Here is a 17088-nt window from a genome sequence, read left to right as displayed (position 1 = left end):
TCACCCGGTGGCCGAACGTACCGTTGCCGTGCTCTCAGGCGGTCTGTCCCACGAACGTGACGTCTCGCTCCGCTCCGGCCGGCGCCTGTCCGCGGCACTCCGGAGCGAGGGTCTGTCCGTCGAGGAGTGGGACACCGACGCGGGCTTGATCAACCGCCTGCGCACGCAGCGCCCGGACGCGGTCGTGGTGGCCCTGCACGGCGGCGAGGGCGAGAACGGCTCGGTGCAAACGATCCTGGAGATGCTCGAAGTTCCTTATGTGGGAACGAGTTCTCAGGGCTGTCGCCACGCGTGGGACAAGCCCACGGCGAAGGCGTTGCTGGAGAAGGCCGGTTACTCGACTCCGAACTGGGTCGTCCTGCCGCACAGCACGTTCCGCGAACTCGGCGCGCAGGGCGTCCTCGACGCGATGGTCGTACGGCTGGGGCTGCCGCTGATCCTCAAGCCCGATCAGGGCGGATCCGCGCTCGGCACCCAGGTCGTCCGCGAGGCGACCGAACTGCCCGCCGCGATGGTCGGTTGCTTCGCCTACGGGGACACCGTGCTCGCGGAGCGCTTCGTAGACGGCGTTGAGGTGGCCGTGACGGTAATCGAAGGCGCAGCTGGTCCGGTTGCTCTGCCTGCCGTCGAAATCGTGCCGGAGAGCGGCGTCTACGACTACACCGCCCGCTACACCGCCGGGCTGACGGATTTCTTCGCGCCGGCAAGGTTGTCCGAGGCTGACGCGAAGTCGGTCAGCGAACTCGCCGTCGCCGCGCACCGGTTGCTCGGGCTGCGCGACATTTCCCGCACGGACGCGATCATCCGTACCGACGGCACCGTCGAATTCCTGGAAGTCAACCTCTCGCCGGGCCTGACCGAGACGTCGACCGTGCCGATGGCGATCGAAGCGTCCGGCTCCTCGCTCGGCTCGGTGTTCGGCGAACTCGTCTCGCGCGCCATCGAACGCCGAAGCTGACTCAGAGACAGCGGGGACCGAGAATTCTGCTGAGCCGCCGGCCGTTCAATCTGGTGACTTCGCGTGACGAGAACCAGTACCGCGAGCAATCATCACCGTGACGAAACGACCCGGGGTGATCCCTAGTCGGTTTCCCGTGCCTGTTTTGTCTCATTTCCGTCGATGATCGATACGATGCGTTCGAGGTCGTCGACCGAACCGAATTCGAGCACGATCCGGCCCTTGCGGCGACCGAGGTCGACCTTGACCCTCGTATCGAACGTGTTCGAGAGCCGGTCCGCGAGATCTTGGAGCCCCGGAGCCTGGATCGGCTTGCGTGGGGGAGCCTTCGGCTTCACCGGCTTCTCACCCTTTTTGAGGGTGACCGCTTCTTCCGTCGCGCGGACCGACATGCCCTCCGCGACGATGCGAACCGCCAGCTCTTCCTGACTCCCGGCGTCGTCCAGCGAGAGCAGCGCGCGGGCGTGCCCCGCCGAAAGGACGCCCGCGGCGACCCGGCGCTGGACCGGAAGCGGGAGTTTCAGCAGCCGGATCGTGTTCGTAATGACCGGCCTGCTGCGGCCGATCCGGCTGGCGAGCTCCTCGTGGGTGACCGCGAACTCGTCGAGCAGCTGCTGATACGCGGCTGCTTCTTCGAGCGGGTTGAGCTGAACGCGGTGGATGTTCTCGAGCAGCGCGTCGCGCAGCATCGCTTCGTCGGCGGTCTGCCGGACGATGGCGGGGATGGCTTCGAGCTCGGCCAGCTGCGACGCGCGCAGCCGCCGCTCACCCATGACGAGCTCGTACTCACCGTTGCCCAACTCGCGCACGACGATGGGCTGCATGAGTCCGAACTCTCGAATCGAGTGCTCGAGTTCGCCCAGTGCTTCCTCGTCGAAGACCTGCCGCGGCTGCTTCGGGTTCGGCTTGATCGACGTGATCGGCAGTTCCCGGTAGACCGCACCGGCGACTTCACCGCTCGACGCGGCGGCGCCGAGCGGCCCCGCCCCGCCGTCACGGACCGAGCCGTTGCCCGGACGATGGTCGGCGGACTCCCGCTCGACGATCGACGTCGGGCCCGATCCGGGCGGCGGCCCGGTCGGGATCAGCGCCGCCAGGCCGCGGCCGAGGCCGCCCCTTCGCTCCGTCATAACTCTCCGCCCTTCTGTCCGTCCGTCGCCCCGCGCACGGCGATCTCCTTTGCGGCGTCCATGTAGCTCATGGCGCCACGGGAACCCGGATCGTAGGCGAGGACCGTCTGGCCATACCCGGGCGCCTCAGAGACCTTCACGCTCCGGGGAATCACCGTCGTGAGCACGGTGTCGCCAAAGTGGTTGCGCACCTCCTGCGTCACCTGGTCGGCCAGCTTCGTGCGGCCGTCGTACATGGTGAGCAGGATCGTCGAGACGGTCAGTTCGCGGTTCAGGTGGGCCTGGACGAGCTCGATGTTGCTGAGCAGCTGGCCGAGTCCCTCGAGCGCGTAGTACTCGCACTGGATCGGGATCAGTACCTCCTGTGCGGCCACCATGGCGTTGACCGTCAGCAGGCCCAGCGACGGCGGGCAGTCGATGAAGACGTAGTCGACGCCGATCTCGTCGAGGATCTCCGTCGACAGCGCCTCCTTCAGCCGGTGCTCGCGGGACGTCATCGACACCAGTTCGATCTCGGCGCCGGCAAGGTCGATCGTTGCGGGAACGCAGAAGAGGTTCGGGGACTGCTCGCTGACCGCGGACGCCTCGGCGAGCGTCACCTCGCCGATCAGCACCTCGTAGATGGACGGCGTGCCCGAGCGGTGTTCGATGTTCAACGCGGTGCTGGCGTTGCCCTGCGGGTCAAGGTCGATCACCAACGTCTTCAGCCCGTGGACGGCCAGGGCGGCGGCCAGGTTCACCGTGCTCGTCGTCTTGCCGACGCCACCCTTCTGGTTGGCAACGGTCAGCACTCGCCGGTGGTCGGGGCGGGGCAGCTGGTTCGCCTTCGGGTGCAGGATGCGCGCGGCGCGTACTGCTTCCTCGGCGATCGGGGTCCAGCCCAGCTCGCTGCTGGTGCTTGTGGGGTCTGACGGCGGGGGAGTCACCGGTCGAGACACCTCCTCTGTGTGGATGGCTCATGGGTAGCGGGCTCATGCGGTGAAGTCTCAGCGGCGATCTGGCCGCGGCGTTTCACGTGGAACATCGCGGCTCCGTACTCGTGGTGCACTACTTCTGCCTGCCTCGGTGCCGCGCCGGCTTCGCCGCAAGCCGCTCGATCAGGACGACCGTGGTCGGTACCTCAAGGACCGCCGAGCCACACTCGGCGACCACTGGGGACCCGCCACCTGCTCGTCGGACAGCCAGTTGGTCACGTTCGATTTCCTCGGCGGCACTCGCACCCTTGAGTGCGAGAAGAAGGCCACCAGGCCGCACGAGCGGCAGACACCATCCCGCGAGACGAGCCAGGGGAGCGACGGCGCGAGCGGTGACGACGTCCGCGTCGCCTACCTGCTCGCGCACTTCTCGTTCCTCCGCGCGTCCACGCACGATGATGATGGAGAGGTCCAGCTTCTCGGCAACTTCGGTGAGCCAGTCGACCCGACGGGCCATCGGCTCGAGGAGAACGATATCGAGGTCCGGTCGACTGATCGCCAGCGGCACACCCGGTAGCCCTGCGCCGGACCCGACATCGACGACGCGGGCACCTTCGGGGATGCGTTCACCGATCACCGCGGAGTTCAGAACGTGCCGCTCCCAGAGTCGATCCACCTCACGCGGTCCGATCAACCCACGCTCGACGCCATGCTCGCGCAGGAGCTCGACGTACCCCTCGGCCTTGTCGACGTGGTCACCGAAGACCTTGGTTGCCGCTGTGCGCACCGCGACCGCGGCACCATCCAAGCTCACTGATCACTCCTCAACCATCGCCGTTTCACGTGAAACGGCTCAGGTTGATTGTCCACGACTCCGCCGCCAGATCCGAGCGACAGACCGCAATTGTGGACAACTCCACCTAGCGACCGAGCCTCTCGCGCCGTTTCACGTGAAACTGTGGACATCGAGAGCGACTCGGTGTCCATGTCGTCGAGGGGTCGACGATGTACGTCGGCTGCTTCTCCGCCGACCCGGCAGAAGTCGTCCGGTCCCGGCCTTCTGCCGCGAAAAATGCCATCCGGTTCGCTTCGGTGATGCAGGCGCTCGGCTAACCGTTTCACGTGAAACGCGGAGCGTTAGCCTCGGCGCATGACCGAACGATCTGACGTCGACGCCACACTCACCCGCGACTTACGCCGATACCTCCAGGAGTCCCGGGAGACCGTCCTCGCCGCGCTCGACGGCTTGACGGAGTACCAGATCCGGCGACCGATGACACCGACCGCTACCAACTTGCTCGGGCTCGCCAAACATCTCGCCGGGCTCGAGCTTGCCTATCTGGGGAACTCCGTAGGTCGTCCTTCGCCGGTTCAGTTGCCTTGGGTCGACGACGGGTCGATCTGGGATGGCGCGGACATGTGGGCGAAAGCCGAAGAGAGCAAGACCTACATCGTCGACTTGTACCGAGCGGCCTGGGCGCACTCGGATGAGTCGATTGGCCAGCTGGCGCTCGACTCACCGGCGAGCGTTTCGTGGTGGCCTGAAGCACGGCGGGAGACGACGTTCGGCTCTCTGCTGGTGCGCATGGTCGCCGAGACCGCGCACCACGCCGGGCATGCGGACATCGTCCGCGAAATGATCGACGGGCGGACAGCGAGCGATCCCGAGGAAACGTCGACCGCCTACGTCGAGCGCGTTCAGCTCGCGGCGGAAGCACACCGTCCGCTCAGTCACTGACGCGCTCACCACAAAACAAAACCGCCCCACCGGAAGATCCAGTGGGGCGGTTCGTAGTTCTGACGGCTGTCAGGCCTCGGTGTCGGGGAAGACCACCACGCGACGCTTCGGGTCTTCACCCTCGCTCTCGCTGTGAACTCCGTCAACCGCGGCGACCGCGTCGTGCACGACCTTGCGCTCGAACGGGCTCATCGGCTGAAGCCGCACACGCTCGCCGGAGGAGACCACGGACTCGGCGGTCGAGCGGCCCAGCTCCTTCAGCTCCTCGCGGCGGTCCGCACGCCAGCCCGCGATGTCCAGCATGAGCCGGCTGCGAGAACCGGTCTCCTGCTGAACCGCGAGCCGAGTCAGCTCCTGCAGCGCCTCGAGGACGTTGCCCCGCGAGCCGACGAGCTTCTCGAGATCCTCGCCGCCGTCGATGCTGACGATCGCGCGACCGGCTTCGACATCGAGGTCGATGTCGCCGTCGTAGTCGAGCAGGTCCAGCAGCCGCTCGAGGTAGTCACCCGCGATGTCGCCTTCCTGCACGAGCAGGTCGTCTCCGCGGCGTCCCGGTGTGGCGGATTCTTCGATGGACTCCTCGGTCGCCTCCGACGCGGCGTCGTCCTGCTTGGCTTCGATCGTGTCGATCGTGTCCGACATCATTCGTCTCCTCTCCAGACCCGACAGCGTCAACGACGCTTGCGGCCCGACTTCTTAGGTGAGTCGCTGATCAGGCCGGGAGTTCCCGAGCCGTTTTCCTGGGCACCGCCGTTCTCGGAGTTGCCCTGCGACGCGGCGCCGGTTCCGGTGGCATTACCACCGGAACCGGCCGCGGCGGGCTTCGCCGAACTCGACTTGGTGCCGTTGTTCTTGGGTGCGGTTCCGGCCTTCGCGGTCGACGCGCTCTGCGCAAAGCCGTGCGGAGAGCCTGCCTTGACGACCTTCTTGTTGCCCTGCTGCGAGCCACCGCCGGACTGGTTTCGCTTCTGCTGGACCGGCTTCTGCCCCACCGCGGGCTTCTGTCCGACGGCCGGCTTCTGGCCTGCCTTCGGGGCGAGCGCGTTGCGCTTCTCGATCGCTTCGGCCTTCTTGGCTTCCTGCTCCTTGTCGATGCGCGTGTAGACGAGCCGCTGCTGCATCAGGGTCCAGCCGTTGTTGGCGAGCCAGTAGAACAGCAGCCCCATCGGGAACAGCGCACCGAAGACGAGGACACCGAGCGGGAAGACGTACATCGTCAGCTTGTTCATCATCGCGGTCTGCCCGGTGGCCGATTCCGGGTTCTGCCGGCTCACGTTGTGACGCGCGGTCAGGTGGGTCGCGATACCGGCGATGATCATCAGCGGGATCGCGACGGGCGCGATGCTCCAGTGCCAGCCGCCGCCCGTGCCACCGACGATGGCGGTGTTGTGGATCGCCTCACCGAGGTTGACGCCGAAGAACTTGGCGTTGACGTACGACTCGACGCCCGCGTGGTCGAAGAAGTAGTTGCCGGTCTTCTGCTCGAGCCCGAGGTTGGTGAACGACCGCAGCACGTGGTTCAGGCCGATGAAGACCGGGATCTGCAGCACCATCGGCAGGCAGCTGCCCAGCGGGTTGACGCCGTGCTCCTTCTGGAGCTTCTGCATCTCCTGCGCTTGCTTCTGCTTGTCGTTGGCGTACTTCTTCTGCACCTTCTTCATCTCGGGTGCGAAGTCCTGCATCTTCTTCATCGACCGGACCTGGTTCACGAACGGCTTGAAGAGGATGCCGCGAATCGTGAAGGTCAGGAAGATGACGCCGAGGATCCAGGAGATGGCCGTGGCGTCCCCGAAGACGAACCCGAACACCTTGTGCCAACACCACAGGATGAAGGACACGGGGTAGTAGATGAAGTTGAGCACGAAACTACTCCTCGGTTGATGTACCAGGTCTCTGGTGACGCCACGAGAACACCTCGGGCACCGGGTCGCGGCCAGGCATGGTCCACGGGCCGCAACGCAGCAGCCGGCGGGTCGCGAGGTACAGCCCGCGACCGGCGCCGTGCCGGGTCAACGCCTCCACCGCATACGCGCTGCAGCTCGGATAGAACCGGCACGCGGGTGGGAAGAAGGGGGAGATCGCCTTGCGATACAGCTTGATCGGGAGCAGCAGCACCCACGCCACCGGGCCCGGCCGGAGTGCTTCCGGCGTTCCACCTGTCGTGGTCGCTTGTTTTTCGCTCACACCGCTGCTCCCTCGTCGTGGGAGGCGTCGCGGATGCGTGTCTGCTTCGCCGCGAGCAAGCCGAGCCTGCGCAGTGAAGCGTCAAGATCCGAGCCGAGCTCCGCGCTGTTCGCGGTGGCGGCCGGGGGTAACGCCCTAATTACCAACGTAGTACCGACCGGCAAGGTTCCGAGCCGGGCGGACACAAGATGGCGAAGTCGACGACTCACCCGATGGCGGACCACCGAATTGCCCACGGCCTTGCTCACCACAAAACCCGCCCTGGCTGCCTCGGCAGACCCGGGCGGGTCCGTGGTCAGTGCGTGGACGACGAGGCGGCGCTTACCGGCCCTGACCCCGCGTCGCAGGACAACGCGGAAGTCCTCACTACGCCGCAAACGTGCGGCAGCCGGCAACACGGCACGCCTCGACGACGGCCGAATCAGGCGGACAGCGTCTCGCGGCCCTTGCGACGACGGGCACCCAAGATGGCCCGGCCGGCGCGAGTCCGCATGCGCAGACGGAACCCGTGGGTCCGAGCGCGGCGACGGTTGTTCGGCTGGAAGGTGCGCTTACCCTTGCTCACGGCTCAAAATCTCCTGGTCTCGACTTCTGGTCGCCCGTCGTCAGGCGTGTCGTGTTCGCACACGGCAGTCTGTGGTGTCTCCTACCAACGTGTGGTCCCGTCACATCCAGCGACGACTACCCGGGCACGCAGAACACACCCACTGCAGGCGGGAGACCTTACGAGGGTACGCACCCGCTTCCGTGGCGACGAAAGCGCCCCCTCGACCACACACCGCGATCAAGCGGACGAGACTGGTGGACCTACCGCGCAGCACCGAATGGCAACACGCCGTACACCGTGAAATGCTTGCCTCCGCCACGGCCTTGTGGCAAGGCCCGGCACTTGTTAGCGTGCCTCTCTCGGGTCTTCGGTGCACGTGCACAGTATCGCTGTGACCGCGCCGGATGACGTTGTGCGCCGCAGGAGTGGAGGCCTCGGCCGGCGCAGCGAGAGCCCGCGGCTGGAGTCACCGCGGGTGGTCGTACATTAGTGCACAGCTGTGGACAACTATGTGGATACCTGCTGCGCCGGGTAAGCGGATCGGTCCAAGACTGCACTCGACGACACTCGATGAAGTGAACTACGTGCTCAGGGAGTGGTTCGACGTGGTTCCAGTGTCGTTTTCAGTGGCTGAGCGCTACCGCGGGGAGGGGAGCTAGCTAGGTGTCCGACCATCAGGTCAATCTGGGTGTCATCTGGGAGCAGGTCGTCAGAGAACTTTCCGACGGCACGCTCTCACCGCAGCAACGAGCGTGGATGCGCGTCACCAGGCCCATCGGCCTGCTCGACGGCACCGCTCTGCTGGCCGCGCCAAGCGACTTCGCGAAGGAAGCGATCGAACGCGCCCTCCGCGGCGCGATCACTGACGCGCTCTCACGACGTCTCGGCCGCGACGTCTCACTCGCGGTCAAGGTCGACAGCACCGAGTCCGTCGTGAGCACGCCGTCGAGCCAGCCGCGCTACACGCCCTCACCCAGCCGGGTGGAAAACCCCGCCGGGCACACCGGACAAGCCGCCGAGCCTCCGCCGCTGCCGGCAACTGACGGCGTCCGCGCGCCGGTGCGTCCGCCCGCCGGACCACCGGCCCAGCCGATCCCCCAGGCGCAAACCGAAGACACCAACGACGACAGTGACGAAGAAGTGGACGAAGAAGGCGAAGCGCTCGCCGCCGTGCACGAGATCTGGCCCACGTTCTCCGGACGCCCGGTGGCGGGCCAGCCCTACACGGCGCCCGCGCAGCCCCAGACCTCGAAGACCCGGCTGAACGAGAAGTACACCTTCGACACGTTCGTCATCGGCGCCTCCAACCGTTTCGCGCACGCCGCGTCGGTCGCGGTCGCCGAGGCACCGTCCCGGGCATACAACCCGTTGTTCATCTGGGGCGAGTCCGGCCTCGGCAAGACGCACCTGCTGCACGCGGTCGGTCACTACGCGCAACGCCTGTTCCCGGGCATGCGCGTCCGGTACGTCTCGACCGAAGAGTTCACCAACGACTTCATCAACTCGCTGCGAGACGACCGCAAGGTCGCGTTCCAGCGCCGGTATCGAGATATCGACATTCTGCTCGTCGACGACATCCAGTTCCTCGAAGGCAAGGAAGGAACTCAGGAAGAGTTCTTCCACACCTTCAACACGCTGCACAACGCGAACAAGCAGATCGTCGTTTCCTCCGACCGCCCGCCGAAGCGGCTGGAAACCCTGGAAGATCGGCTGCGCACCCGGTTCGAGTGGGGCCTGATCACCGACATCCAGCCGCCGGAACTCGAAACGCGCATCGCGATCCTCCGCAAGAAGGCCGCACAGGACCGCCTCGACGCGCCTGCCGAAGTACTCGAGTTCATCGCGACGCGAGTCGAGGCCAACATCCGGGAGCTCGAAGGCGCGCTCATCCGCGTCACCGCGTTCGCTTCGCTGAACCAGCAACCGGTGGACATCAGCCTCGCCGAGATCGTGCTTCGTGACCTGATCCCGGACTCCCACGCCCCGGAGATCACCGCACCCACGATCATGAGCGTCACGTCCGAGTTCTTCGACGTGAGCCTGGACGACCTCTGCGGCCCCGGCAAGACGAAGGCGCTGGCCACCGCGCGGCAGATTTCGATGTACCTGTGCCGCGAGCTCACCGACATGTCCCTGCCGAAGATCGGGCAGACCTTCGGCGGCCGCGACCACACCACGGTCATGCACGCGGACAAGAAGATCCGCAAGGAGATGGCCGAGCGCCGGCGGATCTACGACCAGGTCCAGGAACTCACCTCGCGCATCAAGCAGCGCGCCCGGCAGTAAGCCTTCTGTCCTTATCTATAGAGCCGCTTCGCTTCGGGCCCTCCCACCACCGGGAGGGCCCGTTCTTCGTCTCGGTGTCCTGTCGACAGCGTTGCGTATCGGGGGACCCCTGATACGAATGGGCGGACGCGCCCTACCCCACAACAGCGCAACTCGCCGTCGAGTTGCGAGTGCGTACGCGATTTTCCTTGGCTGCCAAGCAGCTTCGCGTAGCGAGCGAGACGTCGCGTAGCCGCCTTCAGCGCGCGAAGCGGTGACGCCTACGTACGCAGCGCGAGATCCCTTGTATAGCTGCGAAATCGTGACGCACGTCGAGACCACTTCGGACAGCGTTGAAAAACTCGTTGGCCCACAAGGAAGTTTCCCCACCCTGTGGGCGGTTGCCCCACAGGGTGGTAGGCCTCCCGACAGGCGACGATGGGATTTGCTCCACAATCCGTCCCCAGCCCATCCACAGGAAGTCCACATGGTTGTACCCAGTGGTTCCACAGGCTGTCCCCAGTCAGTCCACATCCGGCGCCCGTCACTCGACAGGGCGATTCCGATCACGCCGGAGGGCCGCCGAACCTGGGTACAACTGGCTCGCAAACTGGGGACAACCATGGGGACAACCGGCCGGATCTGTGGACGGATCGAACGTGGGGAAAATTCATCCACCGGCCGCCCGAACTGTCCACCGGTTCGCCACCCACCCTGTACACACGTCGGGACCGCCTGCCAGCAGCCAAGACGGCACCTGTCCACACAATCCACAACGCCTATTACTACTGCTGTTCTTAAATCTCTTGAAGAAAAGAAAAAGATAAAAACAGGCAGGGGCCGAAGCTGGGGACACTTCGAGGCCACCGCAACTTTGTCGACAAGTCGATGGCGAGGCCGAGATGACGCGGTCCTCGCCGACGGCCTAACGTGGGAGCCCACACCTGGTCCACGGCGCCGATCCCCGGAGCCGGACCGCACCACACCGGCGAGGTCTCCGGCCGTGCCGCTCCGGCGCCCGGTCCGCGACCTCGTTGATCTTCTCGGGCTCCGACGAGCTCGGCTGTCGAAAGGATGGGCGCATGAAGATCCGCGTCGAGCGTGACGGGCTCGCCGACGCCGTGGCGTGGGTGGCTCGAAGCCTCCCGTCCCGGCCGCCGGTTCCGGTGCTCGGCGGGGTGCTCCTCGATGCCGGCTCGGACACCGGCGGCAGCGACACGTTGACGGTCTCCGGTTTCGACTACGAGGTCTCGGCCACGGTCGGCGTCGCGGCCACCATCGCCGACGGCGGTCGCCTTCTGGTCTCAGGGCGGTTGCTCGCCGACATCACCAAGTCGCTGCCGAACCAGCCGGTCGAGATCGCCGTCGACGGCGCCCGCGCCAGCATCACCTGCGGCAGTGCCCGGTTCAGCCTGCCGACCATGCCGGTCGAGGACTACCCGCAGCTGCCGGCTCAGCCCGCCTTCGCCGGTGAACTCGCCGGTGACGCGTTCGGTCAGGCCGTCACGCAGGTCGCGATCGCGTCGGGCAAGGACGACACCCTCCCGATGCTCACCGGCATGCGGCTGGAGATCTCCGGTACTTCGCTGACCCTCGTGGCAACGGACCGCTTCCGGCTCGCCATGCGCGAGTTCACCTGGGAGCCGACCGAAGGTCTCGAAGACGCCGCGGTCCTCGTGCCCGCGCGGACTTTGGCCGAAGCGGCCAAGTCTCTCGGTTCGAGCGGTGCCACCGTTCAGCTCGCGCTCGCCAGTGGTGAGGGGCTGCTCGGCCTGACCGGGTCCGGCCGGTCCACCACGACGCGGTTGCTCGACGCCGAGTTCCCGCCGTACCGCCAGCTTCTCCCGGCGCAGCACACTTCCCGGGCCGTCATCGAGGTTGCCGCACTCGCCGAGTCGATCAAGCGCGTGTCGCTGGTCGCCGAGCGCGGCACTCAGGTCCGGCTCGAGTTCGCCGACGGATCGCTGCGGCTCTCCGCCGGCGGCGACGACGAAGGCAGCGCCGAGGAAGAGCTTCCGGTCGACTACGAAGGCGAAGCGGTGACCATCGCCTTCAATCCGGGCTACCTCGTCGACGGGCTGAGCGCGTTGCACGCCGACCGCGCCGAGCTGACCTTCACCACGCCCAACCGCCCCGCGCTGATCAAGCCCGCGGACGAGCAGGGCAACGTCGTTCCTGGCTATCTCTACCTCCTGATGCCGGTCCGCCTCCCGGGCTGACCGGTTCGTACTCGCTCTTCCCGCTCTGGCGAATTTCTGTTGTGAACGAAGGGGATCTCATGGTGCAGCTGGGACTGATCGGCCTTGGCAAGATGGGTTTCAACATGCGTGAGCGGCTTCGCGCGGCCGGCCACGAAGTTGTCGGTTACGACCGCAACCCGGCGGTGAGCGACTCCGCGTCACTCGCCGACATGGTGTCCAAACTGGACGGTCAGCGGATCGTCTGGGTGATGGTGCCCGCCGGTGACCCGACCCGGCAGACGATCACCGAGCTCAGTGAGCTGCTCGCCGAGGGCGACATGGTGATCGACGGCGGCAACTCGAAGTTCACCGACGACAAGCTGAACGCGGAACTGCTTGCGGCCAAGAAGATCGGCTACGTCGACGCCGGGGTGTCCGGTGGCATCTGGGGCAAGGACAACGGTTACGGCCTGATGGTCGGCGGCGCCGAGGCCGATGTCGCCCACGCGATGCCGATCTTCGACGCGCTGCGCCCGGAAGGTCCGCGCGAGGAAGGCTTCTCGCACGCCGGCTCGGTCGGTGCCGGCCACTACGCGAAGATGATCCACAACGGCATCGAGTACGGGATGATGCAGGCCTTCGCCGAAGGCTTCGAACTCATGGAGGCCTCGAAGGTCGTCCAGGACGTGCCCGCCGTGATCAAGGGCTGGCAGCGCGGCACCGTCGTCCGGTCCTGGCTGCTCGACCTCCTCGTGCGTGCGCTCGATGAGGACCCGGACCTCGACGACCTCGAGGGTTATGTCGAGGACTCCGGCGAAGGCCGGTGGACGCTCGAAGAAGCGATCAACAACGCGGTGCCGGCGCCGGTCATCTCCGCCGCGCTCTTCGCCCGGTTCGCTTCGCGGCAGCAGCACTCGTCCGCGATGCGGGCAGTGGCGGCGCTGCGCAACCAGTTCGGCGGGCACGCCGTGAAGAAGGCCGGCAGCTAGCAGAATTCCCGGGTACAGCGCTTGCATCTCAGACATCTCCAGGTCACCGACTTCCGGTCGTGGCCACACGCCGACCTGCCGTTGACGCCGGGTCCGACCGTGCTGGTCGGGCCGAACGGCCGCGGCAAGACGAACCTGCTCGAAGCGATCGGGTACGTCGCGACCCTCAGCTCGCATCGGGTCGCGTCGGACGCGCCGCTCGTCCGCCATGGCTGCGAGCGGGCTTTGGTGCGGGTGGCCGTGGTCAACGAGGACCGCGAGCTGACCGTCGAACTGGAGATCACCCCGGGCAAGGCCAACCGGGCCCGCGTCAACCGAGGCGCGGTCGGCCGGCCTCGCGACATCCTCGGAATCCTGCGCACGGTGCTGTTCTCTCCGGAGGACCTGGCGCTGGTGCGCGGAGACCCAGGGGAGCGACGTCGTTTCCTCGACGAGCTGCTCGTACTGCGGGCTCCTCGGTACGCGGGCGTCCGCGCCGAGTACGAGAAGGTCCTCAAACAGCGGAACGCGCTGCTCAAGACCGCGGGCAAGCGCAAGGGCACCGGCAAGGAAGACCCGTACGCGCTGTCGACTCTCGAAGTCTGGGACAACCACTTGGCGACTTCCGGCGCGCAGCTGCTCGCGGCGCGGCTGAACCTGGTTGCCGACCTCGAGCCGTACACCGCGGCGGCCTACGCCGGGGTGGCACCGGATTCGAGGCCGGCGAAGATCGCCTACCGCTCCAGTCTCGGTGCGGCGATGCCGCCGGAGTACGGCGTGCCCGGTGGGGAGCGCGCCGACGTCGAGCAACTCGCCGCGATCATGGTCCAGGCCATGGCCGACTCGAGGAAGGTCGAGCTGGAACGCGGGGTCAGCATGGTCGGGCCGCATCGCGACGAGCTCGAGCTCATCCTCGGGGAGGCCCCGGCGAAGGGCTACGCGAGCCACGGGGAATCATGGTCGTTCGCGTTGGCGCTGCGGCTCGGGTCGTACGAGCTTCTGCGTGGCGAAGCCGGAGAACCGGTGTTGTTGCTGGACGATGTGTTCGCGGAGCTTGATCGCCGTCGGCGGTCCCGGCTCGCGGAGGTGGCAGCGAGTGCCGAACAGGTGCTGGTGACCGCTGCGGTCGAGGAAGATATCCCGGCTGAACTGGCCGGATGCCGTTTTTTGGTGGCAGAAGGTGAGCTGTCCCGTGCCTGACCAATCACCCACAAGATCAAACTGGCCACGCGCGGTGACCGGGACCACACCAGAGTCGCACCGATCTGGGGACAAACCTGTGGATAGTGTGGATAACATCGTGAACGAGTTATCGCCGCGTGTGACCGAACGGCCAAAAGAGGGGTTTCGTCACCCGAAAGCGGGCGTTCACCCAAGCGAGGCCCCCCGATCTAACACACAGCGTGACAGCGCTGCTGGGCCAAACGTGAAAGCTGCTTCGGTGGATTCGGCGGGCTCGGCGGACACAGCCAGTCAATCCACAGAACCATCCACCGGGCGCGACCTCGTGAAGCTCGCGCTGGAGGGCGTCCGGGAGAAGGCCAAAGCCCGCGGAACGTCCCCTGGAGCTCGCAAACCCGGCAAATCCGGTGGTGGTCTTGGTGGTCAGAGCCCTCGCCGCCGCCGGTGGTCCGGGCCGGGAGCCGACCAGCGCGACCCGCAGCCGCTCGGCCGGATCGTCTCGCGCCTCTCTGTCGAGCGCGGTTGGAACACCAGCCTCGCCAACGGCCACGTCTTCGGGCACTGGGCGAAGCTGGTCGGTGAAGACGTCGCCGAGCATGCACAGCCGCTCGCACTGAAAGACGGCGAGCTGACAGTCCAAGCCAGCTCCACGGCCTGGGCCACCCAGTTGCGTCTGCTGCAAGCGCAGCTGCTGACCAAGATCGCCGCGGGCGTCGGCCACGGCGTGGTCAAGCGGATGCGCATCCAGGGGCCGACCGCCCCGAGCTGGCGAAAAGGCTACCGCCACGTGCCTGGACGCGGTCCGCGCGACACGTACGGGTGATGTCCGCCGGTCGTCACGGTGAGCGCGCCGAGAGCCGTCGGCCTAACGCTTAGCTACGCCCGGAGTCATCCCAGGCCGCGTTCGTGGCTCTGTGACGAAATCAGGGGTGTCCTTGCCGCATGTGAGCGGAGGCGGCCAAGTAGGATGTACGTAGCGAGCGTCCTCTTGGGCGAGACGAGGAGAAAACAAGCCGGTGGCTCCGAACGAGAACGAGTACAACGCGCAGTCCATCACCGTGCTCGAGGGCCTCGACGCAGTTCGCAAGCGCCCCGGCATGTACATCGGTTCCACCGGTGAACGAGGCCTCCACCATCTTATCTGGGAAGTCGTCGACAACTCCGTCGACGAGGCGATGGCGGGCTACGCGACCAAGGTCGACGTCACCCTGCTGGCCGATGGCGGCGTGCGGGTCGTCGACGACGGCCGCGGCATCCCGACCGAGATGCACCCGACCGAGCACAAGCCGACCGTCGAGGTCGTGCTCACCGTCCTGCATGCCGGCGGAAAGTTCGACAGCGACTCGTACGCGGTCTCCGGTGGTCTGCACGGCGTCGGTGTCTCGGTGGTCAACGCGCTGTCGTCGGCGTTCGACATCGAGATCTTCCGCAACGGCCAGCACTGGACCCAGCACTACGACCACTCGGTGCCGGAGCAGCTGGTCGAGGTCGGGCCGAGCGATCGACGCGGGACGACGATCACCTACTGGGCCGATCCGAACATCTTCGAGACCACGACGTACAACATCGAGACGATCTCGCGCCGCCTGCAGGAAATGGCGTTCCTCAACAAGGGACTCACCATCTCGCTGCGCGACGAGCGCGTCTCCGACGAAGACGCCGAGGAAGACGCGTCAGGCCGCGCGGCCAGGATCAAGGACCGCACCTTCTGCTACCCGGGCGGCCTCGAGGACTTCGTCAAGCACATCAACGGCAGCAAGGACCCGATCCACCCGAGCGTGATCGCGTTCGACGCCAAGGCGCCGGGCCTCGAGCTCGAGGTCGCGATGCAGTGGAACAACGGTTTCACGCCGTCGGTCTACACCTTCGCCAACACGATCAACACGCAAGAGGGTGGCACGCACGAAGAGGGCTTCCGCGCGGCGCTCACCCGCGTGGTCAACGCCTACGCGCGCGACAAGAAGCTGATCAAGGAGAAGGAAGCCAACCTGACCGGTGACGACGTGCGCGAGGGTCTCGCCGCGATCGTGTCGATCAAGATGGCGGAGCCGCAGTTCGAGGGGCAGACGAAGACCAAGCTGGGCAACAGCGAGGCCAAGACGTTCGTCCAGACCACGGCCAACGAATGGCTCGGGCACTGGTTCGAGGCCAACCCGGCCGAGGCCAAGATCATCATCAACAAGGCCGTGTCCAGCGCGCAGGCGCGTGACGCCGCGCGCAAGGCCCGCGACCTCGTCCGCCGCAAGGGCGCGCTCGACATCGGCGGCCTGCCCGGCAAGCTCAAGGACTGCCGCTCCACCAAGCCCGAAGAGTGCGAGCTCTACATCGTCGAGGGTGACTCGGCCGGCGGCTCGGCCAAGGAGGGCCGGGACTCGATGTACCAGGCGATCCTGCCGATCCGAGGCAAGATCATCAACGTCGAGAAGGCCCGCATCGACCGCGTCCTGAAGAACACCGAGGTCCAGTCGCTGATCACCGCGCTGGGCACCGGCATCCACGACGAGTTCGACCTCGAGAAGCTGCGGTACCACAAGATCGTGCTGATGGCCGACGCCGACGTCGACGGCCAGCACATCACGACCCTGCTGCTCACTCTGCTGTTCCGCTTCATGCGGCCGCTGGTCGAGCACGGTCACGTCTTCCTGTCCCGGCCGCCGCTGTACAAGATCAAGTGGCCGCGGGCGGATCCGGAGTACGTGTACTCGGACAACGAGCGCGACGCCGTCATCCGCGCGGGGGTCGAGGCCGGCAAGCGGCTGCCGAAGGACGACGCGATCCAGCGGTACAAGGGTCTCGGCGAGATGAACGCCGAAGAGCTGTGGGACACCACGATGGACCCGGCCCACCGGCTGCTCGGCCAGGTCACCCTGGACGACGCGGCGCAGGCCGACGAGCTGTTCTCCGTACTGATGGGCGAGGACGTCGAAGCGCGCCGTTCGTTCATCACCCGCAACGCCAAGGACGTTCGCTTCCTGGACGTGTAGTCCACCACTGGCCACTGCCTGTCCAATGAGGACTGTCA

At 66.4% G+C, this 17088-nt stretch carries 16 protein-coding genes; 8 read left to right on the top strand and 8 right to left on the bottom strand.

Translation table 11 applies throughout. The annotated features are described in order from the left end of the window. Window positions 1-7: 7 nt before the first annotated feature. Window positions 8-958 (top strand): D-alanine--D-alanine ligase, encoded by a 951-nt coding sequence (locus JWQ81_RS32585; protein WP_297547599.1) that lies wholly within the window; start codon window positions 8-10, stop codon window positions 956-958. Between the two features lie 122 nt (window positions 959-1080). Here the strand turns inward: JWQ81_RS32585 and JWQ81_RS32580 are convergent, their stop codons facing one another. The 3 genes from JWQ81_RS32580 to rsmG form a co-directional block, all read right to left on the bottom strand. Then, complete coding sequence (locus JWQ81_RS32580; protein WP_297547598.1) at window positions 1081-2088, bottom strand: ParB/RepB/Spo0J family partition protein; 1008 nt, start codon at window positions 2086-2088, stop codon at window positions 1081-1083. Beyond that, window positions 2085-3014, bottom strand: coding sequence for a ParA family protein (locus JWQ81_RS32575; protein WP_297547597.1), 930 nt, complete (start codon window positions 3012-3014; stop codon window positions 2085-2087). Before JWQ81_RS32575 ends, JWQ81_RS32580 begins: the two co-directional genes overlap by 4 nt. A gap of 121 nt (window positions 3015-3135) precedes the next feature. Beyond that, on the bottom strand, window positions 3136-3816 hold the full coding sequence (gene rsmG / locus JWQ81_RS32570) for a 16S rRNA (guanine(527)-N(7))-methyltransferase RsmG (RefSeq protein ID WP_297547596.1): 681 nt from the start codon (window positions 3814-3816) through the stop codon (window positions 3136-3138). Between the two features lie 336 nt (window positions 3817-4152). Here rsmG and JWQ81_RS32565 point away from each other — a divergent pair, with 336 nt between their 5' ends. Then, a complete protein-coding gene (locus JWQ81_RS32565) occupies window positions 4153-4740 on the top strand; it encodes a DinB family protein (RefSeq protein ID WP_297547595.1) in 588 nt (195 codons plus the stop codon). Window positions 4741-4809: 69 nt separating this feature from the next. Here the strand turns inward: JWQ81_RS32565 and JWQ81_RS32560 are convergent, their stop codons facing one another. Genes JWQ81_RS32560 through rpmH form a run of 5 tightly spaced genes read right to left on the bottom strand, consistent with a single transcriptional unit; the run spans window position 4810 to window position 7489 of the window. Continuing rightward, on the bottom strand, window positions 4810-5382 hold the full coding sequence (locus JWQ81_RS32560; protein ID WP_297547594.1) for a R3H domain-containing nucleic acid-binding protein: 573 nt from the start codon (window positions 5380-5382) through the stop codon (window positions 4810-4812). A 29-nt stretch (window positions 5383-5411) separates the two neighbouring features. Next, entirely contained in the window at window positions 5412-6602 is a 1191-nt protein-coding gene (gene yidC / locus JWQ81_RS32555; protein WP_297547593.1) for a membrane protein insertase YidC, read from the bottom strand. 4 nt (window positions 6603-6606) lie between these two features. Next, complete coding sequence (gene yidD, locus JWQ81_RS32550) at window positions 6607-6924, bottom strand: membrane protein insertion efficiency factor YidD (RefSeq protein WP_297547592.1); 318 nt, start codon at window positions 6922-6924, stop codon at window positions 6607-6609. After that, window positions 6921-7322, bottom strand: a complete 402-nt coding sequence (gene rnpA, locus JWQ81_RS32545; protein ID WP_297547591.1) for a ribonuclease P protein component — start codon at window positions 7320-7322, stop codon at window positions 6921-6923. Before rnpA ends, yidD begins: the two co-directional genes overlap by 4 nt. 23 nt (window positions 7323-7345) lie before the next feature. Beyond that, window positions 7346-7489, bottom strand: coding sequence for a 50S ribosomal protein L34 (gene rpmH, locus JWQ81_RS32540; protein ID WP_297547590.1), 144 nt, complete (start codon window positions 7487-7489; stop codon window positions 7346-7348). A gap of 645 nt (window positions 7490-8134) precedes the next feature. Here rpmH and dnaA point away from each other — a divergent pair. The 6 genes from dnaA to gyrB all read left to right on the top strand — a co-directional run bounded on the left by dnaA (window position 8135) and on the right by gyrB (window position 17050). Continuing rightward, a complete protein-coding gene (gene dnaA, locus JWQ81_RS32535) occupies window positions 8135-9757 on the top strand; it encodes a chromosomal replication initiator protein DnaA (RefSeq protein ID WP_297547589.1) in 1623 nt (540 codons plus the stop codon). Between the two features lie 1061 nt (window positions 9758-10818). Next, a complete protein-coding gene (dnaN, locus tag JWQ81_RS32530) occupies window positions 10819-11955 on the top strand; it encodes a DNA polymerase III subunit beta (RefSeq protein WP_297547588.1) in 1137 nt (378 codons plus the stop codon). 59 nt (window positions 11956-12014) lie between these two features. Continuing rightward, on the top strand, window positions 12015-12905 hold the full coding sequence (gene gnd, locus JWQ81_RS32525; RefSeq protein ID WP_297547587.1) for a phosphogluconate dehydrogenase (NAD(+)-dependent, decarboxylating): 891 nt from the start codon (window positions 12015-12017) through the stop codon (window positions 12903-12905). Window positions 12906-12926: 21 nt separating this feature from the next. Beyond that, on the top strand, window positions 12927-14084 hold the full coding sequence (gene recF / locus JWQ81_RS32520) for a DNA replication/repair protein RecF (RefSeq protein WP_297547586.1): 1158 nt from the start codon (window positions 12927-12929) through the stop codon (window positions 14082-14084). A gap of 241 nt (window positions 14085-14325) precedes the next feature. Then, the gene (locus JWQ81_RS32515; RefSeq protein ID WP_297547585.1) at window positions 14326-14889 is read left to right on the top strand and encodes a DciA family protein; all 564 of its coding nucleotides are present in this window, start codon (window positions 14326-14328) and stop codon (window positions 14887-14889) included. A 193-nt stretch (window positions 14890-15082) separates the two neighbouring features. Continuing rightward, complete coding sequence (gene gyrB, locus JWQ81_RS32510; protein WP_297547584.1) at window positions 15083-17050, top strand: DNA topoisomerase (ATP-hydrolyzing) subunit B; 1968 nt, start codon at window positions 15083-15085, stop codon at window positions 17048-17050. Window positions 17051-17088 lie beyond the last annotated feature (38 nt).

The sequence above is a fragment of the Amycolatopsis sp. genome (assembly GCF_025464955.1).
In the GTDB taxonomy this organism is placed as follows: domain Bacteria; phylum Actinomycetota; class Actinomycetes; order Mycobacteriales; family Pseudonocardiaceae; genus Amycolatopsis.
This window is presented reverse-complemented; position numbering and strand designations above follow the sequence as displayed.